24 protein-coding genes, 1 other RNA gene and 1 pseudogene are annotated in these 25,445 nt (G+C 39.7%); 25 read left to right on the forward strand and 1 reads right to left on the reverse strand.

The window, feature by feature from the left end; translation table 11 throughout:
• Positions 1-152: pseudogene (locus HEMROJRC1_RS00005) on the forward strand (acetyl-CoA carboxylase carboxyl transferase subunit beta); the annotation flags it as partial.
• Between the two features lies 1 nt (position 153).
• The gene (folC, locus tag HEMROJRC1_RS00010) at positions 154-1,458 is read left to right on the forward strand and encodes a bifunctional tetrahydrofolate synthase/dihydrofolate synthase (protein WP_226691038.1); all 1,305 of its coding nucleotides are present in this window, start codon (positions 154-156) and stop codon (positions 1,456-1,458) included.
• Between the two features lie 115 nt (positions 1,459-1,573).
• Here the strand turns inward: folC and ssrA are convergent.
• Positions 1,574-1,938, reverse strand: a transfer-messenger RNA (tmRNA) gene (ssrA, locus tag HEMROJRC1_RS00015).
• A 108-nt stretch (positions 1,939-2,046) separates the two neighbouring features.
• On the opposite strand from ssrA, the gene HEMROJRC1_RS00020 reads away from it, so the two are divergent.
• From HEMROJRC1_RS00020 to HEMROJRC1_RS00130, 23 genes are all read left to right on the forward strand, one after another.
• Complete coding sequence (locus HEMROJRC1_RS00020) at positions 2,047-2,538, forward strand: hypothetical protein (RefSeq protein WP_226691039.1); 492 nt, start codon at positions 2,047-2,049, stop codon at positions 2,536-2,538.
• Positions 2,539-2,650: 112 nt separating this feature from the next.
• Positions 2,651-3,718, forward strand: a complete 1,068-nt coding sequence (gene dinB / locus HEMROJRC1_RS00025; protein WP_226691040.1) for a DNA polymerase IV — start codon at positions 2,651-2,653, stop codon at positions 3,716-3,718.
• Between the two features lie 39 nt (positions 3,719-3,757).
• On the forward strand, positions 3,758-4,294 hold the full coding sequence (locus HEMROJRC1_RS00030; RefSeq protein ID WP_226691041.1) for an elongation factor P hydroxylase: 537 nt from the start codon (positions 3,758-3,760) through the stop codon (positions 4,292-4,294).
• A gap of 173 nt (positions 4,295-4,467) precedes the next feature.
• Positions 4,468-5,550 (forward strand): peptide chain release factor 1, encoded by a 1,083-nt coding sequence (prfA, locus tag HEMROJRC1_RS00035; protein ID WP_226691042.1) that lies wholly within the window; start codon positions 4,468-4,470, stop codon positions 5,548-5,550.
• A gap of 47 nt (positions 5,551-5,597) precedes the next feature.
• Positions 5,598-6,041 (forward strand): RDD family protein, encoded by a 444-nt coding sequence (locus HEMROJRC1_RS00040; protein WP_226691043.1) that lies wholly within the window; start codon positions 5,598-5,600, stop codon positions 6,039-6,041.
• On the forward strand, positions 6,038-6,916 hold the full coding sequence (gene prmC, locus HEMROJRC1_RS00045) for a peptide chain release factor N(5)-glutamine methyltransferase (protein ID WP_226691044.1): 879 nt from the start codon (positions 6,038-6,040) through the stop codon (positions 6,914-6,916). Before HEMROJRC1_RS00040 ends, prmC begins: the two co-directional genes overlap by 4 nt.
• Positions 6,916-7,722, forward strand: a complete 807-nt coding sequence (locus HEMROJRC1_RS00050; protein WP_226691045.1) for a SirB1 family protein — start codon at positions 6,916-6,918, stop codon at positions 7,720-7,722. Before prmC ends, HEMROJRC1_RS00050 begins: the two co-directional genes overlap by 1 nt.
• Positions 7,723-7,736: 14 nt before the next feature.
• Entirely contained in the window at positions 7,737-8,591 is an 855-nt protein-coding gene (gene kdsA, locus HEMROJRC1_RS00055; protein WP_226691046.1) for a 3-deoxy-8-phosphooctulonate synthase, read from the forward strand.
• A gap of 172 nt (positions 8,592-8,763) precedes the next feature.
• Entirely contained in the window at positions 8,764-9,705 is a 942-nt protein-coding gene (locus tag HEMROJRC1_RS00060) for a 2-hydroxyacid dehydrogenase (protein ID WP_226691047.1), read from the forward strand.
• Between the two features lies 1 nt (position 9,706).
• Positions 9,707-10,888, forward strand: a complete 1,182-nt coding sequence (locus HEMROJRC1_RS00065; RefSeq protein ID WP_226691048.1) for a lipoprotein-releasing ABC transporter permease subunit — start codon at positions 9,707-9,709, stop codon at positions 10,886-10,888.
• Between the two features lie 37 nt (positions 10,889-10,925).
• The gene (bioA, locus tag HEMROJRC1_RS00070) at positions 10,926-12,215 is read left to right on the forward strand and encodes an adenosylmethionine--8-amino-7-oxononanoate transaminase (protein ID WP_226691049.1); all 1,290 of its coding nucleotides are present in this window, start codon (positions 10,926-10,928) and stop codon (positions 12,213-12,215) included.
• 12 nt (positions 12,216-12,227) lie between these two features.
• Positions 12,228-13,370 carry an 8-amino-7-oxononanoate synthase gene (bioF, locus tag HEMROJRC1_RS00075; protein WP_226691050.1) on the forward strand — a complete coding sequence of 381 codons (1,143 nt, stop codon included), beginning with the start codon at positions 12,228-12,230 and terminating at the stop codon, positions 13,368-13,370.
• 8 nt (positions 13,371-13,378) lie between these two features.
• The gene (locus HEMROJRC1_RS00080) at positions 13,379-14,023 is read left to right on the forward strand and encodes a pimeloyl-ACP methyl esterase BioG family protein (protein WP_226691051.1); all 645 of its coding nucleotides are present in this window, start codon (positions 13,379-13,381) and stop codon (positions 14,021-14,023) included.
• Positions 14,014-14,775 (forward strand): malonyl-ACP O-methyltransferase BioC, encoded by a 762-nt coding sequence (gene bioC, locus HEMROJRC1_RS00085; RefSeq protein WP_226691052.1) that lies wholly within the window; start codon positions 14,014-14,016, stop codon positions 14,773-14,775. The genes HEMROJRC1_RS00080 and bioC overlap by 10 nt, the downstream gene beginning before the upstream one ends.
• An 8-nt stretch (positions 14,776-14,783) precedes the next feature.
• Positions 14,784-15,425 (forward strand): dethiobiotin synthase, encoded by a 642-nt coding sequence (gene bioD, locus HEMROJRC1_RS00090; RefSeq protein WP_226691053.1) that lies wholly within the window; start codon positions 14,784-14,786, stop codon positions 15,423-15,425.
• A gap of 96 nt (positions 15,426-15,521) precedes the next feature.
• Entirely contained in the window at positions 15,522-16,205 is a 684-nt protein-coding gene (gene lolD, locus HEMROJRC1_RS00095) for a lipoprotein-releasing ABC transporter ATP-binding protein LolD (protein WP_226691054.1), read from the forward strand.
• On the forward strand, positions 16,205-17,455 hold the full coding sequence (lolE, locus tag HEMROJRC1_RS00100; protein ID WP_226691055.1) for a lipoprotein-releasing ABC transporter permease subunit LolE: 1,251 nt from the start codon (positions 16,205-16,207) through the stop codon (positions 17,453-17,455). Before lolD ends, lolE begins: the two co-directional genes overlap by 1 nt.
• A gap of 110 nt (positions 17,456-17,565) precedes the next feature.
• Positions 17,566-18,651: a 3-deoxy-7-phosphoheptulonate synthase AroG gene (gene aroG / locus HEMROJRC1_RS00105; protein ID WP_304621899.1), complete on the forward strand. Its 1,086-nt coding sequence runs from the start codon at positions 17,566-17,568 to the stop codon at positions 18,649-18,651.
• A gap of 164 nt (positions 18,652-18,815) precedes the next feature.
• Complete coding sequence (locus HEMROJRC1_RS00110; protein WP_226691056.1) at positions 18,816-19,130, forward strand: hypothetical protein; 315 nt, start codon at positions 18,816-18,818, stop codon at positions 19,128-19,130.
• Between the two features lie 522 nt (positions 19,131-19,652).
• Positions 19,653-20,891 (forward strand): TolC family protein, encoded by a 1,239-nt coding sequence (locus HEMROJRC1_RS00115; RefSeq protein ID WP_226691057.1) that lies wholly within the window; start codon positions 19,653-19,655, stop codon positions 20,889-20,891.
• A gap of 3 nt (positions 20,892-20,894) precedes the next feature.
• Positions 20,895-23,129: a type I secretion system permease/ATPase gene (locus tag HEMROJRC1_RS00120; protein ID WP_226691058.1), complete on the forward strand. Its 2,235-nt coding sequence runs from the start codon at positions 20,895-20,897 to the stop codon at positions 23,127-23,129.
• On the forward strand, positions 23,122-24,339 hold the full coding sequence (locus HEMROJRC1_RS00125; RefSeq protein ID WP_374707286.1) for an HlyD family type I secretion periplasmic adaptor subunit: 1,218 nt from the start codon (positions 23,122-23,124) through the stop codon (positions 24,337-24,339). Before HEMROJRC1_RS00120 ends, HEMROJRC1_RS00125 begins: the two co-directional genes overlap by 8 nt.
• A gap of 186 nt (positions 24,340-24,525) precedes the next feature.
• Positions 24,526-25,443, forward strand: coding sequence for a lysine exporter LysO family protein (locus tag HEMROJRC1_RS00130; protein ID WP_226691060.1), 918 nt, complete (start codon positions 24,526-24,528; stop codon positions 25,441-25,443).
• The last annotated feature ends 2 nt before the right edge of the window (positions 25,444-25,445 follow it).

The raw sequence follows: 25,445 nt of genomic DNA on the forward strand, positions 1-25,445 counted from the left end.
TTCAACGTAGTGAATTCCTCTTGGAAAAAGGTGCAATTGATATGATTGTGAAACGTGGAGATATGCGCCACACCTTAGCAAGTGTGCTAAGCAAATTAACCAATCAACCTTCACCTTTTGCAGAAGCTGAATTAATTGAGAATGAAACATAATATGAATTTAAAAGCCACTTCGCCGCTCGCCGAGTGGCTTTCTTATTTAGAAAACAGCCATTTTAAAGCCATTGATCTTGGTTTGGAACGTATCCGAGCCGTTGCGGAAAAGCTCGATCTTTTACATCCCGCGCCATATGTGATAACCGTGGGCGGAACAAATGGAAAAGGGACGACTTGCCGATTATTGGAAACTATTTTATTGAATCACGGCCTACGTGTAGGTGTGTATTCTTCGCCACATTTATTACGTTATAACGAACGTGTACGCATTCAAGATAAAGATTTACCGGATGAAGCGCACACCGCTTCTTTTGCCTTTATTGAAGAAAATAAAACGGTATCTTTAACTTATTTTGAATTTAGCACGCTTTCTGCCTTGTATTTATTCAAGCAATCAAATCTTGATGTCGTGATTTTAGAAGTAGGGCTAGGCGGACGTTTGGATGCAACTAATATTGTCGATAGTAATCTTGCAGTGATTACCGGCATTGATATTGATCATACTGATTTTCTTGGTGATACGCGTGAAGCCATCGCCTTTGAAAAAGCCGGGATTTTCCGCCCAAATTGCCCTGTTGTGATTGGTGAACCCAATGTGCCTCATACGATGTTGGAGTTTGCAAAAAATTTAGGTTGTAACGTATCACGTCGTGATGTTGATTGGACATTTCAACAAAACTCTGAAAATTGGCAATGGAAGAGTACCAAAGTGCGGTTAGAAAATCTGCCGTTTTGTCAGATTCCACTTATGAATGCGGCAACAGCGTTGGCTGCTATTGAGCAACTGCCTTTTAACATTACTGAAGAAACTATTCACCATTCTTTACAAAATGTTTCATTAGTAGGGCGTTTTCAATCCATTGAAGGTGATAAATACCAAAAATTGGCAAGCTTATTAGGAAAAGAAACAGATAATCTACCAACCATGATTATTGATGTCGGGCATAACCCTCAAGCCGCTGCATATTTGGCTGAAAAATTGACCGCACTTAAAGCACAAAATAAAGGCAATCTTATCGCCGTATGCGGTATGTTAAAAGACAAAGACGCTCAAGGAGTATTTGCCCGCCTTGTTCCGCTTGTTGATAAATGGCATTGTGCGACACTTAGTGGTTATCGTGGTCAAACCGGTAAAGAATTACAAGCGAAACTCATCGAACTTTCTCCGAATACTAATGTGACATCGGAAGATTCTGTTAGGTCGGGGGTAAAAAATGCCTTAAAAAGTGCGGTCAAAAATGACATAGTTTTAATATTCGGTTCATTTCATACCGTGGCAGAGTTTTGGCAAATGTTGGAATAAGCTAGCGAATATCAAAATGATGGAAAATTTAAAGACATCATTATGACTAAAAAGCCTTGAAGGCTTATCCTACAAGGCTTTGTAACTCATTATGATTTAAATTGATTTATCGATTTGGTGGAGCTGGCGGGAGTTGAACCCGCGTCCGAAATTACTCTACCTTCAGCACTACACGTTTAGTCGGTCTTTAATTTCACTCAAGCATGCGGACAGACACGCTAAACCTGAGCCAGTTTGATTTTGTTTAATGCTTCGATCCTCAAACGGCGGCTTCCACACGATCTCGTTTTGGGTTGACTCCGCGAACTCCCCGTCTTACGAGCGGAAGCTGGGGCGCGAAGGCTAAATGCAGGTTATTAAGCTGCTAAAGCGTATTGTTCGTCGTTTGCGACTATTTTTTTGCGGTTTATTTACGAGGCCTACCGCACCTCGACGTGCACCTTGGGCTTCGCTAATTCCGTCGAATCCAGAATCAGCCCCAAAATTGGCGGTCAGTTTAGCAAAAAAAAAACGCAAATAAAAGCTCCTATTTATTAAACTGCAGCGTTAGGGTAGAATTTCGCCCGGTTTTATTAAAGGAAAAATAGAATGAAAAATCTCAAATATCTCATTACTCTTTCAATGGCTTCACTATTTTTTGCAATAAATGTATCGGTAGCACAAAGCAAAGGAGCCGTGAAATCAGAAAAAAAAGAACGCATTTCAAAAATTACTTCGGTTACCCAGGCTATTTCCATTAATGTTGAAAATCACCATTTAAGTGTTGATAACAACGGGCAAGCACTTGCCGTTTTCAAATATACGGTATCCAATATTAGCAATAAACCGATTTCTGCACTTCAATGGCTGGGTGTGTATGTGAATAATCGAGAAGTTGTACATAGCCAAGATATGAAAATCGAGCTTGAGTCGCCATTAATGCCGGGTAAATCATTCACGATTAATTTACAAGTGCCTTTTGTACAAATTCAAGAAAAATTCAGACCTATTTTTATGGATTTACAATCCAACATTGAGGTTTATCCGATTGATCGTGTCATTCGTTTTACTGATCAAAAAGAATTCCGTGAACGTAAGTAACCGATTTTCTGATAATAAACCTGCCGATAAGCATGTTTTTATATGTATACTTGAACAGTGTTTTCGTTCCGGTTATACTAAACACTTTCATTTTTAACCGCACTTTTCCGTTATGTCTTTTGCCCGCAAAATCATTCATATCGATATGGATTGTTTCTATGCTTCGGTGGAAATTCGTGAGAATCCTTCCTTGCAAGGCAAACCCGTTGCGGTGGGGGGAAGTTCGACCCAACGTGGCGTGTTGACAACCTGTAATTATGAGGCGAGAAAATTTGGTTTACATAGTGCAATGCCTACGGCTCAAGCTATCAAAAAATGTCCGAATTTAGTGCTTATTCCGGTAAATATGGCGTTATATAAACAGGTTTCGGCACAGATTCATCAGATTTTTCGCCGTTATACGGATATCATCGAACCTCTTTCTTTAGATGAAGCCTATTTAGATGTAACGAATTGTCAAAAATGTTCGGGTTCAGCCACTTGGATTGCACAAGAAATTCGCCAAGCGATTTTTGATGAACTAAAACTTACTTCCTCTGCAGGGATTGCACCGCTTAAATTTCTTGCCAAAATTGCCTCTGATATGAATAAACCTAACGGACAGTTTGTAATCAAACCGAATGAAGTGGAGACATTCGTTAAAACTCTCAATTTAAAGAAAATTCCGGGAGTGGGGAAAGTAACTTCGCAGCGTTTATCGGATATGGGATTATCAACTTGTGCCGATGTGCAAAATTTTGATCAAGCCATTTTATTGAACCGGTTTGGCAAAATAGGTAAACGAATTTGGGATTTTAGTCATGGTATTGACGAACGCGAGGTTCAGGCTCATCGTGAACGAAAATCCGTGGGGGTTGAACGTACTCTTGTTAAAAATATTCATCAGGCTGAGGAAGCCGTTGTATTGTTAGATGATTTGTATATAGAGTTACAGCATCGCATTGAACGGGCCGCGCCTCATATCCCTTTATCCGGCTTCCGTAAAATAGGAGTAAAACTTAAATTTGAGGATTTTCAAGTCACGACTTTAGAAAAAACGGGGTTGCCTTTTTCTTTAGCAGGTTTCCAACAATTGCTTCTGCAAATTTGGCAGCGCAGACAGGGAAAATCCGTTCGTTTAATTGGTTTACATGTCAATTTGCCGGAAGAAAATAAACAAGAACAAATGAGCCTTTGGTAATATAATTTATCCCTTATAAGATCAGTATTTGGAGAAATTGTGGAACACAAATTAGAAGATATTATTGCAATCTTTAATCAATGCTTTGAACAAGAATATAACACCCGCCTTGTGAAAGGGGGAGATGAGCCGATTTATATTCCGGCAAATGATGATATACCTTATCACGCGATTTATTTTGCCCGTGGTTTTTATAGCAGCGCCTTGCACGAAATTGCACATTGGTTAGTGGCAGGTAAGGCTCGCCGTGAATTGGAAGATTTCGGCTATTGGTATGAACCGGACGGACGTTCCGAAGAACGTCAGCGCGATTTTGAAAAAGTAGAAGTTAAACCGCAAGCTTTAGAATGGATTCTTGCCACTGCCGCCGGATTTCGTTATTTTGCGAGTAGCGATAATTTGAATGGCAATCCGGGCGATACGCAACCTTTCAAACAAGCCGTGTATGAACAAGTGAAAATTTATGCGGAAAAAGGTTTACCAAAACGAGCCGAAACCTTACGTAAAGCGTTAGCAAAATTTTATGGAACGGAAGATCGTATTGATTTGAATAAATTTGATGTCAGTCGTATTTAAAGTGCGGTTACAAAATCTTTGGATTTTGAACGTTGGCTTGCCAACGGTGCCATAGGCATAACAATCGCTTTAAGCGATTGTGTATAATTTTAACCGCACTTTGTGTGCTGTAATTTTTCGTAAAATCGGCTAGAATACGCCGATTTTAGTTTGATTTAAGATATAGAAAACCTATGAAAGATTCCATTATTGCAAAACTTGAAAGTTTAAAAGAACGTTATGAAGAATTAGAGGCATTGCTCGGCGATGCTTCCGTGATTAGTGATCAAGATAAATTCCGAGCCTATTCCAAAGAATATGCGCAACTTGAAGATGTGGTTAAATGTTTTAATCGTTGGACGCAACTTAATAGCAATATCGAAGAAGCGGAAATGTTGCTGGATGATCCTGAAATGAAAGAAATGGCACAAATGGAAATTGACGAATCCAAAACAGAAATTGAAGAAATAGAACAACAACTTCAAATTCTCTTGCTGCCGAAAGATCCGAATGATGAATATAACTGTTATTTAGAAATTCGTGCGGGAACCGGCGGTGATGAAGCGGGAATTTTTGCCGGCGATTTATTCCGTATGTACAGCCGTTATGCGGAAAGCAAACGATGGCGGGTGGAAATGCTCAGTGCAAATGAAAGCGAGCAGGGTGGTTATAAAGAAGTGATTGTGAAAGTCAGCGGTGAAGGGGTGTACGGCCAGTTAAAATTTGAATCCGGCGGTCATCGTGTGCAACGTGTTCCAAAAACCGAATCACAGGGGCGTATTCATACTTCTGCCTGCACTGTTGCCGTAATGCCGGAATTACCGGAATCCGAAATGCCGGAAATCAATCCTGCCGATTTACGTATTGATACTTACCGCTCATCGGGAGCAGGGGGGCAGCACGTTAATACGACTGATTCCGCCGTGCGTATTACCCATATTCCGACGGGTATCGTGGTTGAATGTCAAGATGAGCGTTCACAGCACAAAAATAAAGCCAAAGCGATGTCTGTTTTGGCTTCACGCATTGTTCAAGCCGAACAAGAACGCCAAGCGGCAGAACAAACGGATATGCGCCGTAATTTATTGGGGTCGGGAGACCGTTCCGACAAAATTCGTACTTATAATTATCCGCAAGGTCGGGTAACTGATCACCGTATCAACTTAACGGTTTATCGCTTAGATGAGGTGATGAACGGGAAAATAGATGAACTGATTCAACCGATTATTACCGAATATCAAGCAGATCAGTTAGCAGCGTTATCAGAACAGAATTAATCATTGGAGCATCTGGGGTTCAGATGCTCTTTTTATGGAGAAATAAAATGTTAGTTGAAGATCCAAAAAATAATGAATTTTCATCTTCCTTTCAATCTTTATACCTAGTCCCGGCTAGCCGATTTAAACGTTGGCTTGCAAGTATCATTAATGGCATTGTATTGTGGGTGATGGTTGCTATCGGTTTATTATTTGGTGACTTTACCGGTGTATTCTTTACTATCTTGTATGTAGGTTTACAGCTTTATTTTATGAAAACTTATGGGCAGACTATGGCTAAACGTTGGTTGAGTTTGCGTGTGCTTGATAATAATACACAACGCCCGATTGAATTCGGGAAATATATTGGTCGTGAGATGATCGATCTTTTGCTTGCTTGGACAAGCTTTTTACTTATCATAAGCGGTATTGTGGCACTGATACGTGATGATCGCCGCTCTTTAACAGATTTAATTATTGGCTCTCAGGTCATTCAAGAACAAAAACAATGAATTATCAAGAATGGTTGTCGCAAGCCATCACGGCATTAAATCACGCCAATCCTAAAGAAAATGGCAAAATTGATGCGATGGTTTTGTTGCAATCTGCGACAGGTAAATCCCGCACTCAGATTTTAGCCTTTGAAGAAACTGAAATCGATGGAAAAGTGCGGTCAAATTTAACCGCACTTTTAAATCGCAGATTAAAAGGCGAACCTATCGCTTATATTCTCGGAGAAAAAGAATTTTGGTCGTTATCGCTAAATGTATCGGAAAGTACCTTAATTCCACGTCCTGACACGGAAGTATTAGTCGAAAAAGCTTTGGCAATTGCGATGGAAAAACTTCAAAAAAATCCACCGCACTTTAAGATTTTGGATCTTGGCACCGGTACCGGCGCTATCGCATTGGCGTTAGCTTCCGAGCTTATTTCTGTCTGTAAAAAACGACAAATTCAATTAGAAATTATCGGTGTGGATCGGATGTCGGATATTGTGGCATTGGCAAAATCGAATGCAGAAAAAAATCAACTCAATGTAACCTTTTTTCAAAGTAGGTGGTTTGAAAATGTGGAAGGACAATTTGATTTAATTGTAAGTAATCCGCCTTACATTGATGAAGAAGATGAACATTTAAGCCAAGGTGATGTGCGGTTTGAACCCTTATCCGCACTGGTTGCTGCGAATAGCGGCTATGCCGATTTACGGCATATTATCGAACAGTCGCCTCGGTATTTAACGCATTGCGGTTGTTTATTACTTGAACACGGTTGGCAACAAGGGGCAAAAGTGCGGTCAATTTTTCAAACAAACCATTGGGAAAACATTGCAACCTTACGCGATTATGGCGACAATGAGCGCGTTACATTTGGTTTTTGGAAAGAATAATGAAATATTACAAACGCGGGTTATATGATCATTTTGTAAATTTTTATAATGTGATTTCTGATGATTATGGGGAATCAGAGGCACAGTTTCGTGCCAAAATGGGGCATTTAGTACGCAAAGCACGCCGAGAAGTTTCACCCGATTGGACGTTAAAGGAGCGTATTCATCATTTATTGAAACTGTTTTACGGCGATTGGGGCTTTCATTGCAACCCGAATAATTATTTTTATGCACGTAATCTTTATTTACCCTATGTGCTGGAATATAAAGAAGGAATGCCGGTAACGCTCGGTGCAATCCTGTTGTATCTTGCGGAAGCCTTGGATTTACCGGTTTATCCGGTGAATTTCCCCACTCAACTTATTTTACGGGCTGAGATTGAAGATGATGTGATATTTATCGATCCTTGGAACGGTAGTTATATTTCTCAAGAAAAGTTACAACAGCTTTACGAAGGTGCATTTGGTTTCGGGGCGCAAATTCAGCCGGAAGAATTGGAGAGGGCAGATCTCAACTTACTGTATTCACGTTTTGAACAACTTGCTAAAAATGCACTGATTCGTGAAGAACATAACGATATGGCATTTCGTTACATTGAACATTTGCTCATTTTCAACAAGGATGATCCCTATCATATTCGTGATCGCGGATTAGTGCTGGCACAAATGGGGGCTTATCCCGCAGCATTGAAAGATTTAGAATATTTCGTGGACAAGTGTCCGCAAGATCCCACTGCGATGTTTATTCGCACACAACTTTTGGAACTCAAAGGTGAAATTGAAGAAGATCGTCATTCTATTCATTGAATTAAGGAAAATTTATGCAAAACAAAGTCGTAAAAATTGACAATATTGATGTTGCTAACAATAAGCCTTTTGTGCTTTTTGGTGGAATGAACGTGTTAGAAAGCCGTGATATGGCAATGCAAGTCTGTGAAGCTTATGTGAAAGTGACGGAAAAACTTGGTGTGCCCTATGTGTTTAAAGCCTCTTTTGACAAGGCGAATCGTTCATCAATTCATTCATACCGAGGGCCGGGAATGGAAGAGGGTTTAAAAATCTTCCAAGAATTAAAAGCGACCTTTGGCGTAAAAGTGATTACGGATGTACATGAAATTTATCAATGTAAACCGGTAGCGGAAGTGGTTGATGTGATCCAATTACCGGCTTTCCTTGCCCGTCAAACGGATCTTGTAGAAGCGATGGCACGCACCAGCGCGGTGATCAATGTGAAAAAACCGCAATTTTTAAGTCCCGGACAAATGGGAAATATCGTGGAGAAAATCGAAGAATGCGGAAACGATAAAGTGATTCTTTGTGATCGCGGCACTAATTTCGGTTATGACAATTTGGTTGTGGATATGCTTGGTTTCAGCGTAATGAAGAAAGCGTCTAAAGGTAGCCCGGTTATTTTTGATGTAACACATTCATTACAATGTCGTGATCCTTTTGGTGCGGCTTCAGGCGGTCGTCGTGAACAAGTAACGGAACTTGCCCGTTCAGGATTAGCGGTTGGGATTGCCGGTTTATTCTTAGAAGCGCATCCGAATCCAAATCAAGCAAAATGTGATGGTCCGTCAGCGTTACCGCTTTCAGTATTGGAAGGTTTCGTTTCACAAATGAAAGCCATAGATGACTTAGTGAAATCTTTCCCCGAATTGGATACGTCAATTTAACGGAAAAGTGCGGTTGAAAATTTCGGTATTGTGTAACGGTTCACAAAGAGAATGTTATCTATGATATTTCTTAGAGTAGGCTTCGCCTAACGCTCCCTATGATGTTTTTTGTAAGTGTTACATAATACTGAAATTTTGACCGCACTTCTTTTTAAAATCAAAGGAGAATATTATGCAAATCGTATTTTTAGATAGTACCGCTATTCCAAAACACATTCCGATTCCTCGTCCGAATTTCGCCCATGAGTGGATCGAATATGAACATACTTCCGCACAACAAACGATTGAACGTGCAAAAAATGCCGATATTGTGATTACAAGTAAAGTTATTTTCGATCGCAAAACTTTAGAACAATTACCAAAACTCAAATTGATTGCGATTACCGCAACGGGAACAAATAATGTTGATCTTGTTGCCGCTCAAGAGTTGGGGATTGTCGTGAAAAATGTGACAGGGTATTCCAGCGTTACGGTGCCGGAGCACGTATTAGGTTTGATTTTCTCTTTAAAACATAGTTTGGCGGGTTGGTTGCGTGATCAAATCGATGCAAAATGGGCGGATTGCAAACAATTCTGTTACTTTGATTATCCGATTACCGATGTGCGAGGTTCTACTTTAGGAGTATTTGGTAAAGGTTGCTTAGGGACAGAAGTTGGAAGATTGGCACAAGCAATTGGAATGAATGTACTTTATGCGGAACGTAAAGATGCTGAAACCTGCCGTGTCGGTTATACGCCTTTTGATGATGTGCTTAAACAAGCGGATATTATCACTTTGCATTGTCCATTGACGGAAAGCACGAAAAATCTAATTAATTCGGAAACCCTGTCACAAATGAAAAAAGGGGCATTTTTAATTAATACGGGACGTGGTCCTTTAGTAGATGAAAATGCTTTACTTGATGCGTTAAGAAGCGGTCATTTGGGCGGAGCCGCATTAGATGTGATGATTAAAGAGCCGCCGGAAAAAGACAATGCGCTGATTGTTGCGGCAAAAACAATGCCGAATTTAATTATTACACCGCATATCGCATGGGCGAGTGATAGCGCAGTCACCACTTTGGTAAAAAAAGTAACGCAAAATATGGAAGATTTTGTAGCTCAATTAAAATAATATGAATTTACCGATTTCCCTTTATATCGCCCTGCGTTATTGGCGCGCCAAAAGTGCCGATCGCTTTGGGCGATTAGTCACTAATCTTGCCGGTTTCGGTATTGTTTTAGGTGTAATGGCGTTGATTATCGTACTTTCGGTGATGAACGGATTGGAAGCTTACCAGAAACAGCAAGTACTGGATTCTATTCCTCATGCTATTGTGAGCCAAAAACAACCTATTTCCACTAAAAAAAACTTGGAAAATTTACCGCACTTTGTGCAAAAGGCCGTACCAATTAATATCACGAATGTGATTTATCAAACCACAAAGGGGGTGAGTGCGGGGCAAGTGATCGGCGTGCAATCATTTGCGGATGATCCTTTATTGGAATCCTTGGATAACACCCGATTTAATACCTTGTTACCGGTAGGTGAATTTAAGTTAATTGTGGGTTATCAGCTTGCACAGAAGCTGGGAGTGAATATTGGCGATAAAGTACGATTAATGATTACGGAAAACAGCCAATATACACCGTTCGGGCGTGTACCAATGCAACGTTTGTTTACCGTGAGCGAAATTTACTTTGATTATAGTGAAGCCTCAGGGTATGAAGCCTTTGCGAATTTATCGGATATTGGCCGCCTAATGCGTATTCAACCGGGGCAGGCACAGGGATATCGTCTATTCTTAACCGATCCTTTCTTAATTACCGAATTGCCAATTGCCTTTCCTGAGCAACGAATTACGGATTGGCGCGTACAAAAAGGTGAGTTTTTCCAAGCGGTACGTATGGAAAAAAATATGATGGGATTGTTGATTAGTTTGATTATTGTGGTGGCAATTTCCAACATTGTTACTTCGCTTAGCCTTATGGTCGTGGATAAACGGGGTGAAATCGCCATTTTACAAACCCAAGGTTTAAGGAAATCTCAAGTGCGTTCCGTCTTTATTTATCAGGGATTGTTAGTGGGATTAGTAGGTACGCTGATTGGTGCGATATTAGGCATATTGGTTACTTTAAATCTGACTGCGATTATAAGTGCGGTCAATCCGAACGGTGTTTTTTTACCGACTGAATTAGAGCCTATTCAAATTCTTATTGTGATAGCATTTTCTTTATTATTATCTTTATTATCAACTATTTACCCTGCTTATCGTGCGGCCAAAACAGCACCTGCGGAAGCATTACGCTATGAATAAAATAACGATAAAGGATTTTTAATATTATTGAGATAATATGGAAGAACAAAAACTCTTAGCGTTTGATCATCAACATATTTGGCATCCCTATTCTTCAATTCATTCTGATATGCCTCTTTATGCGGTAGAGGACGCGGCAGGCGTGTACATCAAATTAAAGAATGGTAGTTCATTAATTGATGGTATGTCGTCTTGGTGGGCGGCATTGCATGGTTATAATCACCCTCGTTTAAATGAAGCTGTACAAAATCAGTTGGCGAAGATGAGTCATATTATGTTTGGAGGCTTCACGCATGAACCGGCGGTACAATTAGCGCAGTTGTTGGTTCAAATTTTACCCGATGGGTTAGATAAAATTTTTTTTGCCGACAGTGGTTCCGTTGCCGTTGAAGTTGCGATGAAAATGGCGCTTCAGTATCAATATGCCAAAGGAGATAAACAACGACAAAAATTTGCCACAATTCGTTCCGGTTATCACGGAGACACCTGGAATGCGATGTCCGTTTGTGATCCGACTACCGGTATGCACCACCTATTTTGTGGCAGCTTGCCGGTACAATATTTTTTGCCGCAACCTTGTATAAGGTTTAATGAGCCTTGGGATGACAAAGCCATTGCGCCTCTTGCCGATTTACTGAAAAAACACGGACAAGAAATTGCCGCATTAATTTTAGAACCTGTTGTGCAAGGTGCAGGAGGAATGTATTTTTATTCACCGACTTATCTTGTTAAAGCTCAAGAATTATGCCGAATGTACGGCGTGTTATTGATTTTTGATGAGATCGCCACCGGTTTTGGGCGAACCGGAAAATTATTTGCCGCAGAGCATGCCGGTGTTTCGCCGGATATTATGTGTATCGGTAAAGGCTTAACCGGCGGATATTTAACGTTATCCGCAACCATTACAACGGAAAGGGTTGCCGAGGTCATTTGCAGTAGTGAAGCAAATTGTTTTATGCACGGCCCTACCTTTATGGCAAACCCTTTGGCTTGCGCCGTGGCGGCAGAATCGATTCGATTATTATTAGAAAGCCCGTGGCAGACACGTATTCAACGTATTGAAAAAATATTGCATCGACAACTTTCGCCGCTTCAACAAAAAGATTATGTGAAAGAGGTTAGAGTATTAGGCGCGATAGGCGTAGTTGAAATGCAAAATCCGGTGAATATGAAAAGCTTAGTACCACGTTTTGTTGAAAACGGCGTTTGGATTCGCCCCTTTGGAAGGCTGGTTTACGTGATGCCGCCTTTTATTATTCAAGAGAATGAATTAATTCGATTACTTCAGGGAATGGAAAAAGCATTAGCACAAGAATATGAAAAATAAGGCAGTAATAAAATGGTGCATTTTGAACAAGAATTACTACAACTAAAAAATATTAATCAATATCGCTCTATTCCTAATTTAACCCATCACGGACGCTATATTGCCCGTGATAATCGCTTAATGCTGAATATGTCTTCCAATGATTATTTGGGGTTGGCATCAAACGAAATATTACGCCAAACCTTTCTTGAACAATATGGAAAAGAGTTACCTGTATTTACCACTTCATCTTCCCGTTTATTAACCGGCAATTTCCCTATTTATAATACATTGGAACAGTTGGTTTCTCAGCGATTTCAGCGCGAAAGTTGTTTGTTATTTAATAGCGGCTACCATGCGAACCTCGGTATTTTGCCGACATTAACAACCTCAAAAAGTTTGATTTTGGCGGATAAATTGGTACATGCCAGCCTGATTGATGGAATTAAATTAAGTCAATGCCGATTTTTTCGCTATCGTCATAATGATATCGAACATTTACAACAACTTTTAGAAAAAAACGCCGACAAATTTGACCGCACTTTTATTGTAACCGAATCGGTTTTTAGTATGGACGGTGATGTGGCGGATCTCGCCAAGTTGGTTCAACTGAAAAAACAATTTCCAAATACGTATCTTTATGTAGATGAAGCGCATGCCATAGGTGTTTATGGTGAAACCGGGCTTGGTATGGCAGAACAATTCGGCGTGTTGCAAGAGATTGATTTATTGGTCGGCACTTTTGGTAAGGCTTTGGCATCGATAGGCGCTTATGTCGTGTGTGATGAAGTCGTGAAAGCCTATTTGATTAACCATATGCGCCCGTTAATTTTCTCTACCGCATTGCCACCGATTAATGTCGCTTGGACTTATTTCTTATTTGAACGCTTGCCGTTTTTCTCTGATGAAAGAAAACATCTTGTGGAATTAAGTGCATTTTTGCGTGATGAAGTGGCAAAACGTTCGGAGAAAATGCCGAGTTCGACTTGTATTGTGCCTTATATTTTAGGCGATAATGAATCCGTGCTTATGAAAGCGCAACAATTGCAACAGCAAGGCTATTATTGTTTACCTATTCGTCCGCCGACAGTGCCGATAGGGACTTCAAGAATCCGACTATCGCTTACGGCAGATATGACAAAAGAAGAAATCATTCGACTTGTCGATCATTTATAGGTAATAAAATGAAAATAAAATTTGAAAATCACCAATCGGAAAACCTGCTTGTTTATTTTGCAGGCTGGGGAACACCGATCTCTGCGGTATCTCACCTTATATTGCCGGAAAATTATGATTTGCTAATTTGTTATGATTATCAAGATCTCTCATTATCCTTTGATTTTACCCGTTATCAACAAATTCGAGTGGTCGCTTGGTCTATGGGAGTGTGGGTGGCGGAGCGTGTGTTGCAAAATATTCGAGTTAAATCTGCAATTGCAATCAATGGAACAGGGCGACCTTGTGATGACAACCTTGGCATTCCTTATGCTATTTTTAAAGGCACACTCGAAAATCTCAATGAAATCACTCGAGCAAAATTTGATCGCCGAATTTGTGGTGATAAAGCGAATTTGGCTTTTTATTCTTCGGCATCCCGCCGAGAATTTGAAGAAATTCGCCAAGAATTGACCGCACTTTTTGCTGCCGTTTTGCAAGATCAGCGTACTGATTTAATCTCTTGGAGCAAAGCGATAATAGGCTCTCGAGATAAAATTTTCTCACCGATAAATCAACGTCAATACTGGCACGAAAGATGTCCGATAAAAGAAATTGAGGGCGATCACTATTTGTTTTCCATGTTTACGCATTGGGAGCAGTTGTGGGACTAATTGAGAAACCTCGTATTCGACAAAGTTTCTATAAAGCACTTGGCAATTATGATGAAAATGCTTGGGTGCAGAAAAAGATTAACGGACAGCTTCTTACTCTATTAATGGCGAATTTATCGGGTACATCGCTTAAGAGTGTTTTAGAATTAGGTTGTGGAACAGGACAGTTGACCGAGCAATTACAACAACGGATTCAAGCCAAACATTGGATGTTGAATGATTTGTGTGATGTGAAAGCTCAACTTTACAAAAGATTATCCCAACCTTTTGAATTTTATTGTGGAGATGCGGAGCAATTCCCTTTTGACAGAAAGTATGATCTTATTATTACTGCTTCCGTGGTGCAGTGGTTTCATCATAAAGCAGAATTTATTCGGCATTGCAAAACCGGATTAAATCCTAACGGATTGTTGGCAATTTCTACTTTCGGACAAGAAAATTTAAGGGAAATCCGTCAACTCACTCAAATCGGCTTGGATTATCCTGATTTATCCGATTGGAAGCGGTGGTTAGAAGCCGATTTTGATTTGCTTTATAGTGATATCACAACGGAAGAACTGGTTTTCTCCACGCCGATTAGTGTATTGAAACACCTTAAAAATACCGGTGTAACGGCGATTGGGAAAGGACACTGGACAAAGGGGCAACTCAATGAATTTATCAATCAATATCAACAACATTTTTCTTTGTCGGGGGAAAAAGTGCGGTTGACTTATCAACCGTTGTGGTTGATTGCGCGATATAAACAATAGGAGGCATTGTGGGAAAAGTCATCTTTGTTTCAGGGATTGATACGGATATAGGAAAAACGATTGCCACAGGTATTTTGGCAAAGCAATTAATGGCTCAAGGTTTTTCCGTTATCACACAAAAAATGATTCAAACAGGTTGTAAGAATATTGCAGAGGATCTATTGATTCATCGGAAAATTCAAGGCATTGCATTAACAGAAGATGATTTTAACGGCATTACTTGCCCTTACCTTTTTGAATATCCCTGCTCCCCTCATTTGGCAGCCAAAAGAGAAAAATGCGTGATTGATTCAAAAAAGATTGAAAAATCGACCGCACTTTTGGCAGAAAAATATGATTATATATTGCTTGAGGGCGCAGGTGGATTAATGGTTCCTTATAATGAGGATGAGACAATATTAGATTACATTCAGGCGCAAGGTTATCCGTTAGTATTGGTTACTTCAGGAAAATTGGGCAGCATAAATCATACGTTGTTGAGTTTAGAGGCTTGCAGAATACGAAATATTCAGGTGTTACGTGTGCTATACAACCGTTATCCCGAATATGATCCGATCATTTCTGAAGAAACTCAGTTTTATTTAAAAAATTATCTTGCTCGATACTTTTCTCAAACAGCATTTGACGTTTTTGGGAAAGTTGAGATTTAATCAAGAATTGGGACGAAATATGATAAACTCGCCTGCATTTCTTGTTCTTTACATCAACGAATTGATACGTAAGTGCGGTCAAAATTAGAGTAAAAAATGAATAACTATCTACTACAATGTGAAAATATCAGTAAATTCTATCAAGAAGGGGATAACCGAACTCAAGTGTTGAAAGGGGTTTCCTTTGTAATGCAGCCGAAAGAATTGGTGGCGATTGTCGGCAGTTCCGGTTCGGGGAAGAGCACGCTACTACATACTTTAGGCGGTTTAGATCAGCCCAGCAGCGGTGAGGTGTTTATTAAAGGGCGATCCTTGCAAAAAGCGTCCGAATCGGAATTGGCAAAATTACGTAATCAAAATTTGGGTTTCGTGTATCAATTTCATCATTTAATGGCGGATTTTACAGCACTTGAAAATGTGATGATGCCGATGTTAATTGGAAATCTGAATAAAACGGAAGCAAAAGATCGTGCGGAAGAAATGTTAAGTGCGGTCGGTTTAAACCATCGAATTTCTCATCGCCCTTCGGCACTTTCAGGGGGAGAACGTCAACGTGTAGCGATTGCTCGGGCATTAGTAAATAATCCCTCCTTAGTGCTTGCCGATGAACCGACGGGAAATTTAGATCATAAAACCACAGAAAGCATTTTTGAGTTAATTCAAGCCTTAAACCAAGAACAAAATATCGCTTTTTTATTAGTCACCCATGATATGGGTTTGGCGGCTAAATTATCCCGCCGTTTAATGATGCAAGATGGCGTATTAAAGGAAAACGCATAATGGATACCCCTTTTTTTATTAGCTGGCGTTATCAACGTGGTAAGCAGAAAAATCCGTTAGTTACGTTGATTTCAAAATTTTCAACTATCGGTATTGCCCTTGGTGTGGCGGTGTTAATTGTAGGTTTGAGTGCGATGAATGGATTTGAGCGTGAGTTGAATCAACGTATTCTTGCAGTAGTGCCTCATGCGGAAATTCTGGTCAATCCCAATGGTGGTGAGCAAACGATTAATCAATGGCAAAATCTTGCCGGGCGTTTAAAAACGAATGAAAAAATCACCGCACTTTCACCTTTTGTGAGCTTTACGGGATTGATTGAAAACGGCAGTAAATTAAAAGTGGTACAGGTAAAAGGTGTGGACAAGACGGCGGAAGATCAGGTTAGTTCTCTTGGTAAATTCGTAGAAGGCGAGGGGTGGCAAAAATTTGGTAAAGAGGGCGGTTTAGTGCTCGGTTCCGGTATTGCAAGAGAGTTGGACGTTAAGGTAGGGGATTGGGTTTCTTTACTTATTTCCCAACAAAATAGTGATGAAGGGCTATCTCAACCGAGCCGTGAACGCGTTCAAGTTACAGGCATATTGCGTTTAGATGGTCAGCTTGATCATAGCTATGCCTTACTTTCTTTATCACAAGCACAAACATTACTTGGCTATCAAAATGATCAAATCACCGGTATAGCGTTGAAAGTCAGCGATCCGTTTAAGGTGCAAGAAATGGATTATTCGGCATTAAATGATTATCCGCAGCTTCTTTATGTGCAAAATTGGATTGCTAAGTTCGGTTATATGTATCGGGATATTCAGCTTATCCGTACAGTGATGTATATTGCAATGGTACTTGTTATCGGTGTCGCTTGCTTTAATATTGTTTCCACTTTAATTATGGCGGTAAAAGATAAGCAGGGTGATATCGCGATTATGCGTACACTTGGTGCAAATAATGGCTTTATTAAGCGAATTTTCATTTGGTACGGCTTGCAAGCGGGAATGAAAGGTTGTTTAATAGGGATAGTTCTCGGCACAATATTGGCGTTAAATTTAACCACGTTGATTCAGGGCTTAGAACATTTACTCGGAAAGAAATTGTTATCGGACGGCATCTATTTTGTCGATTTTCTTCCTAGCGAACTTCATTGGCAAGATGTGTTATTGGTTTTGGCTGCGGCGTTAGCCTTAAGTCTCTTAGCAAGTCTTTATCCCGCAAGTCGGGCGGCAAAACTCCAACCGGCTCAGGTATTGAGTAATCATTAGCTAAAATTTTAAATATTCACCATTGAACTAGTTTACTAGTGCGTTAAATAGGTGTAGAGTAACTGTAATTTTTAAACACAACATTTTTTATAATTATAAGAGAGTGATGTATGACTAAAGAAAAAATTGAAATCGTCGTTGCAAATGATGACACACGTATTGAAAAAGTAGATCAGGTTTTACCACCAATCGCTTTACTCGAAAAATTTCCGGCAAGTAAAGAAGCTGCTGAATTAGTTAAACAAACCCGCCTTGATACTCACAACATTATTCATGGAAAAGATGATCGTTTATTGGTGATCATAGGTCCTTGCTCCATCCACGATCCAAAAGCCGCATTAGAATATGCTGCCCGCTTAAAACCGCTACGTGAAAAATATAAAGACAGCCTTGAAATCATTATGCGTGTTTACTTTGAAAAACCTCGTACGACAGTGGGCTGGAAAGGGTTGATTAATGACCCGTTTTTAAATGATAGTTATCGCCTAAATGATGGTTTACGTATTGCACGTAAACTGTTATCCGACATTAATAACCTTGGTGTGCCGTCAGCCGGTGAGTTTTTAGATATGATTACGCCTCAATACGTGGCGGATTTTATGAGCTGGGGCGCAATTGGGGCACGTACCACGGAATCTCAAGTTCACCGTGAGTTGGCATCGGGTTTATCTTGTGCCGTCGGTTTTAAAAATGCAACCAATGGCGGCGTGAAAGTCGCACTGGATGCGATTGGTGCAGCTGAAGCTCCACACTATTTTTTATCCGTCACCAAGTTCGGTCATTCTGCGATTGTTTCTACTAAGGGCAATGAAGACTGCCATATTATCTTACGTGGCGGTGATAAAGGCCCTAACTACAGCGCTGAAGATGTAGCGAGAGTCTGTGCCGACATTGAGAAATCAGGACGTGTTCCACACGTTATGGTGGATTTCAGCCATGCAAATAGCAGCAAACAATTCAAAAAGCAAATGGAAGTTTGCGAAGACGTAAGTAAACAAATTGCCAACGGCTCTACACAGATTTTCGGTGTGATGGTGGAAAGCCATCTTGTTGAAGGCCGTCAAGATTTGGTTGATGGTAAAGCGGCGACTTACGGACAAAGTATTACGGATGCTTGTATCGGTTGGGAAGATACGGAAGTCTTATTAAAACAGTTATCGGATGCAGTTATCGCAAGACGTAAAGTAAACGCTTAATTTTTTAATATTGAAAAGTGCGGTCAAAAATAATCATATTTATGTATTACCGGCACAAAGTGTTTAAATCTACTTTATTTGGGAGAGGCAATAAGCCGCTCCTTTCTTTTATTGTGTGCTAACCACGATGGAAAATTGAACATGAAAGAGTTAGAAAGCAAAAGTTGATATACCGACTAAAAAAGGATAGATGGGGGGCTGGTAACGGTACAATCCATATTTACGTTCATGCAAATGGTCAGATCTATACGGGTAGTGCTAGTGATAGAGCGGAAGCTGATGGTATTTTTAACAGTATTATTGATTTAGGTAGTAATCGTCCGGTACCAAAAACATACTTGTTAACTTATCAAGATGGTTCAGGGTATAGTCTAGGTAATGATAACAATGTTGGTTTATCCGCAGATGTTAATAGCTATGATGCTTGGAGTAATGTCGGTTCTGTTATCTACATCCAACAAGATATTCAGGTGATTTAATTTACTTAATGTGAGAAGTGGAGAAGGGGACGAAAGTCCCCTTTTACTATAGAAACAGTCGATAGTTAAAAGGGGAGGCAAATTAAATACTAAATCTAAAACACTTCCCAATGTTAATTTTAAATTTGGTTTGCCATAAAAACCTAAATCAAGCAAAATAAGTTTTAGTTTCTTCAATATTTATTAAACGATGCTTAGAGTTTTTGAAACATAAAACGTTTTTTGACAATATTTTATTTTAATTATATGGGAGAGGTAGGTGTATAATACACTTCCGTTTTTTCGGAAATTGTTTTCGTAAAACTATTTTTGCTTCCTTTTATGAGTAGTTTTATGAGAATTAAATTTAAATACTAAATTTATCTCTTTTTTCAAGAGAGGAACTTAGAGAAAAGAGCGGTTAGTTTTGAGGAAATTTTGATGTTATAGAGGAAGCTATAGCATATTGAAATTGATTTGAGAATTTAAAATCTCCATTTGGGATTACGAATTTTATAACAAAATGACAACAAAGGAAAACCAATGAGGACACATTTTTCTAAAACATTATTAGCTACATTGCTATGTGGGCTATGTTTTTCTCCTTTAGTTCAAGCTAAAGTTGAGTTGAGAAGTATTATTAAAAATGCGATGGATAACGATCCGACACTGGATGAGGCAAGAGCGAATATTGCGATGGCGGAGAGTCAAACCAAAATTTCTGAGGCAGGGCATTTGCCGGTTGTTTCGCTAACAGGGACTTCGGTGGTAAATCAATATCATCGTGATACCAGTAATCGCCGTTCAGGACCGGGTATTAATGCTAAGGTAAACTTATATGCTTGGGGCGGGATTGAAGCGGAAATCGAGCGGGATCGTCATAAAGAAGGTTATTATCAGCATAAGTTATCCGAAACTCGTGAAGTGATGGGACAAAAAATCGGGCAGTTGTATTTAACTGCACTACGGGCTAAAGAAAGTGTAGCGGTTTATAAAGAAAGCTTAGCACGGCACGAGAAAATTTTGCATGATTTGAATGTGATCGTGAAATATGACTCGGGTCGTTTATCGGATGTAAATGAAGCTCTCTCTCGTCGCAATCAAGTAGAAAGTGCATTACTGACACAACAACGTATTATGCACTCATCATTGAATCAATTGACTCGCTATACAAGAAAAGCGATAACAGAAGCGGATCTTGTTGATCCTTTTAGTAAGATAAATGTCAATGCCTTTATTAAAAAATATCATAGTGAGGATGTGAGTTCTAATCCGAGTTATCGTGCTCAACAAAAAGAGTTTGATAGTGCGGAGGCCGGTGTGAGAGCTGCTAAAGCACGCCGTTTACCTGCAATTAATTTGGAAGGAAATGCAAGTCGTCATAATCACGAGATTTATGTGAATATGTCTTGGGATATCTATAATCCGGCAACAAAATATGCTCAGGAGCAAAGTTATTATTCGCAACGTGCCGCTGAAGCAAAACTACGTGAAATTGAACTGGATATTCAGGAAAAAGCACTTACTTCCGAAGTAGATATGGTGAGAAATCAGCAATTAATGAATGTTGCAAGTAAGCAAATAAAATTACAACGTAATGTGGTGGCAGATACGGAATTACAATTTGATATCGCGGCGAAAACACTTTTAAATGTGCTTGATTCTTATCAAGAATTAAGCAGTGTGCAAATGGCGGAAGTAACCGCTCGTAATGATTTGCGAGATGCTGCATTACTTTATCTTGTTTCTCAAGCACAAATTACAAATTGGGTAAGTAAATAAATTATGAAATCTATCATTGAACATTTAGCTTTAGTGACTCAGTTACACGGTAACCCTGTTTCACATGAAGCACTGACCGCACAAGTTGAAAGAGATAATCACCTAAATGTGAATTTAGCTTCTCTTGGTGAGATATTACGGACTTATGGTTTTGAAAATACGATCTCAAAACGTAAATTGGTGGATATCCCAAGTCTTGCAACCCCTGTTATGGTAATGCTGACAGATAATGAAGCAGCAGTTATTACAAAAATTGAAGGGCTTGGAAATGAGCGAAAATTTACAGTTCGTCAAATTGATAATGCAGAAAAAGTATTAACTTTTAAAGAACTTAATGCACGTTATTTAGGTTATTGTTGGTTTGTGAAGCCTAAAATGACGGCGGATGTCCGTTCTGAATTACCTGAATATGACTTACCAAAAGCGTGGTTTTGGAAGGTGATTTGGCGTTTTAAGTCTTATTATGGTCAAGTTGTGCTTGCAACCTTTATTATTAATTTTCTCGCATTGGTGAGCTCACTGTATGTGATGAATGTGTATGACCGAGTGATCCCAAATAAAACCTATGAAACCCTGTGGGCGTTAAGTATAGGGGTAATTTTAGCGATTAGTTTTGAGTTTGCTGCTAAAATGATTCGGGGACATTTAACGGATATTGCAGGGAAAAAAGCGGATTTGATTATTAGCTCCGCCTTATTTAGACGGGTAATGGCACTTCGCCTAATTGATAAACCCGCATCATCAGGTTCCTATGCGAATAACTTGCGCGATTTTGAATCGGTACGAGAATTTATGACTTCTGCTAGTTTGTTAGTGCTGGTGGACTTACCATTCTTACTTCTATTCGTTTTTGTGATTTTCTTGATTGGTGGAATGTTAGCGGTTGTGCCTTTAATTATTATTCCAACAGTGATCATTGTTGGGGTTTTAGTTCAACCGAAATTAGCCGCACGCATCAATGAATCAATGCGGGAATCCTCTCAACGTCAAGGATTGGTGGTTGAAGCTTTAGATGGTATTGAAACCCTCAAAGCAAACAATGCCACCTCTTGGGCACAACACCGTTGGGATGCCTACACGGCGAAAACCTCCGCTTCACAGATTAAAGTGAAAGATTTGAGCAACTTTATCGTGAATTTCTCAACAGGGTTACAACAACTGAATACGGTTTTTTTGGTGTTATTAGGCACTTATTTGATCCACAGTACAGATGAAGGAAGCCGCATTACGATGGGGGCGTTGATTGCCTCAGTTATTTTGTCCGGACGTGCTTTAGCACCATTAGGTCAAATTGCCGGGTTAGCTACCCGCTTCCAGCAAGCTCGCTTAGCCTTAAAAGGCGTGGATGATATTGTGAATCGCCCGATTGAGCGTGATATAAATCGTAAATATATTACCTTACAAAATACCCAAGGCAGTTTAAGTTTCAAGAATATTGCTTTCCAATATAACAAGGACTTAGCAAATGCACTCTCTAACGTGAATATTACGATTCGTCCGGGAGAAAAAGTGGCAATTCTTGGGCGTGTTGGAAGCGGAAAAAGTACATTGTTAAAATTGGCATCAGGTTTGTATGAGCCGTTAAGTGGAAATGTGAGCTTAGATGGCGTGGATATTCGCCAAATTGAGCCGACCTTTTTGCGTAACCAAATTGCACTTCTTGGTCAGCAACCAAGACTATTTTTGGGAACATTACGAGAAAATTTAGATATTGCTCGTGTAGATAATTTTTCTACGGACCAAGAATTGATCGATGCGCTTAACCGTTTCCAATTAGGCAGTATTGTGAATAATCATCCGCGTGGATTAGATATGCCATTGGGAGAAAATGGTCAAGGGTTATCCGGCGGTCAAAAACAGCTTGTGGCGTTGGCTCGTTTAACCATAAAAGATCCTCGCATTGTTTTACTCGATGAACCAACAAGTGATCTTGATCAAGGTTCGGAAGAAATGGTGTTACAAGCCTTACATCGTTGGATCGGCAATCGTACTATGGTAGTAGTAACACATCGTCCTCAAGTGCTGAAATTGGTGAATAGAATCATCGTAATGGATAATGGCCAAGTCGCGATTGATGGACCTCGTGATGCCGTATTAAAACATTTAAATGAAAATGAGAAAAGACAAGTCGAGGCTCAGCAAAAACAGCAGATTGCGCAGCAACAAGCTAATAAAAGCGCTGAGCAAGCAGCGGTGAATGGAGCAGCTGAAAATGAAGAAGGGAAGAACAATGGCTGAGCAAATTAAACAAGCAGACCTCGTGTTAATTAATGATCTTAATGCTGCGATGCAAACAGAAAAGCACCGTGGTATTTTCTCGGTCGTAATTTTATTTGCCGTATTTTTAGTTGTCTTTGTGATTTGGGCTTATTTTAGCCCTCTTGAGGAAGTCAGCCGTGGGCAGGGAAGTGTGATTCCAAGTAGCCGTGAGCAGATAGTACAAAGTCTTGATCCCGGCATTATTCAAGCTATGAAGGTGAAAGAAGGGGATTTAGTAGAAAAAGGGCAAGTTCTTCTTGTGCTGGATGATACTCGATCTTCTGCCGTATTGCGTGAAAGTGAAGCGAAAGTACAAAACTTGCGTGGTATGGTGGCAAGGTTACAAGCAGAATCTTCCGGTAAGGCATTGGAATTTCCTTCAGATATACCTGAAGAAGTTAAGCTACGCGAAACGGAGGCTTATAATGCACGCCATCGTTCAATGCTAGATGCAGTGAAAGGTTTATCACAGAGTAAAGCTTTGCTTGATCGTGAAATTAGTATTACTCAACCTATGGTGGCGAAAGGCGTAATGTCAGAAGTTGAATTATTGCGGATGAAACGCCAATCATCGGATCTTGCACAACAAATTTCAGAACGCCGCAATCAATATGTAACAGTGGCAAATAATGAATTGGTACAAGCAGAATCAGAATTAGCTCAAGCCCGTGAAAATATGGCAATGCGTGCTGACCCTGTAGAACGTTCGCAAATTAAGGCTCCGATGAAAGGGATTGTTAAAAATATTCGTATCAATACTGTGGGTGGGGTTGTGCAAGCAGGACAAGATATTTTAGAAATTGTCCCTGTTGATGACACACTTTTAGTTCAGGCTTATATTAGTCCGAAAGATGTGGCATTTATTCGTCCTGACCAAGATGCTTTAGTTAAAATCAGTGCTTATGATTATGCGATTTATGGGGGATTAGAGGGCAAGGTCGTACTAATCAGTCCTGACACTTTGCAAGATGAACGTCGTCGTAGCGAACTTAATCTTAACCCTGATCAGGCATATTATCGTATTTTAGTTAAAACCGATGGTAGCCATATTACAGATAGTCAAGGTAATGCAATGCCGATTACACCGGGTATGACTGCAATGGTTGATATTAAAACGGGTGAAAAAACCGTGTTTCAATATTTGATTAAACCGATTACACGTATGAAACAGGCATTGCAGGAACGATAAATCTCTTCGTAAAACTTGGAGAAAATCGACCGCACTTTAATCTGCACCTTAAAAGTCGTATAAATTAGCCGATTGATTAAGGTGCAGATTTTTATGGAAAAATATTTTTATTTAATTCACTATGGATTAATTCAATAAACAGAAAGCTATGCTTAGAAGAAATTTCGCAAAGAGAGGAAATCTGCTATGCAAGATATGATAAATGGCTTGTTAATTGTTTTGGTGCCGATGTTATTAGGTTATTTGCTCAAGATAGAGAATAAAGATTACATTGCAAAAATTAACCAAATGGTGATGTTTTTGCTTTATGTTATTTTATTTTTAATGGGCTATTTGCTTGGGCAGTTAGATGGTCTTGAGGCGATATTACCGATTATAGGCAAAACGGCTGTGATACTTTCGATTTCTATTTTAGCCCTCAATATTATCGGGCTTATGATGTATGATCATTTTAACCCTTCAGAGCCACTTGAATTCCAAAGTAAAATTCCTTCTCGTTGGCATTCTTTTGTAGATTCTTTCAAACTATCTTTTACTGTGGTTGTTGGTGTATTAGTCGGTTGGTTGTTTAAATCTTCTTTGATACTGCCGACAGGCGTTAATCTTTATGTATTGATTGCATTGATCTTTTTTGTAGGCATACAGTTACGCAATAATGGGATTTCTTTGAAAGAAGCGATTTTCAATAAACGTGGTTTTCAAACCGGTATTGTATTTACGATAACATCATTATTAGGAGGAATGATTGCCGCTTTTATTTTATCGATACCGATAACGCAAGGTTTGGCATTTGCTTCAGGTATGGGGTGGTATTCCTTATCGAGCGTCGTACTGACAAACGCTTGGGGACCGGTTCAAGGGAGCATTGCATTTTTTAACGATTTATTGCGTGAAATTGTGAGTTTATTTGTCGTACCGCTTTTTATGCCATATTTCCGCTCAACGGCGATTGGCATTACAGGTGCTACCGCACTGGATTGTACCTTGCCGATAATTCAGAAATCAGGCGGGATCGAAGTCGTACCTATTGCGATTTCTTTTGGGTTTGTAACGAATATTTTACCCCCGTTGCTATTGGTGTTTTTTTCGAGTATTCCGCTGTAAAA

Source organism: Rodentibacter sp. JRC1, from assembly GCF_020521555.1.
Lineage (GTDB): Bacteria > Pseudomonadota > Gammaproteobacteria > Enterobacterales > Pasteurellaceae > Rodentibacter > Rodentibacter abscessus.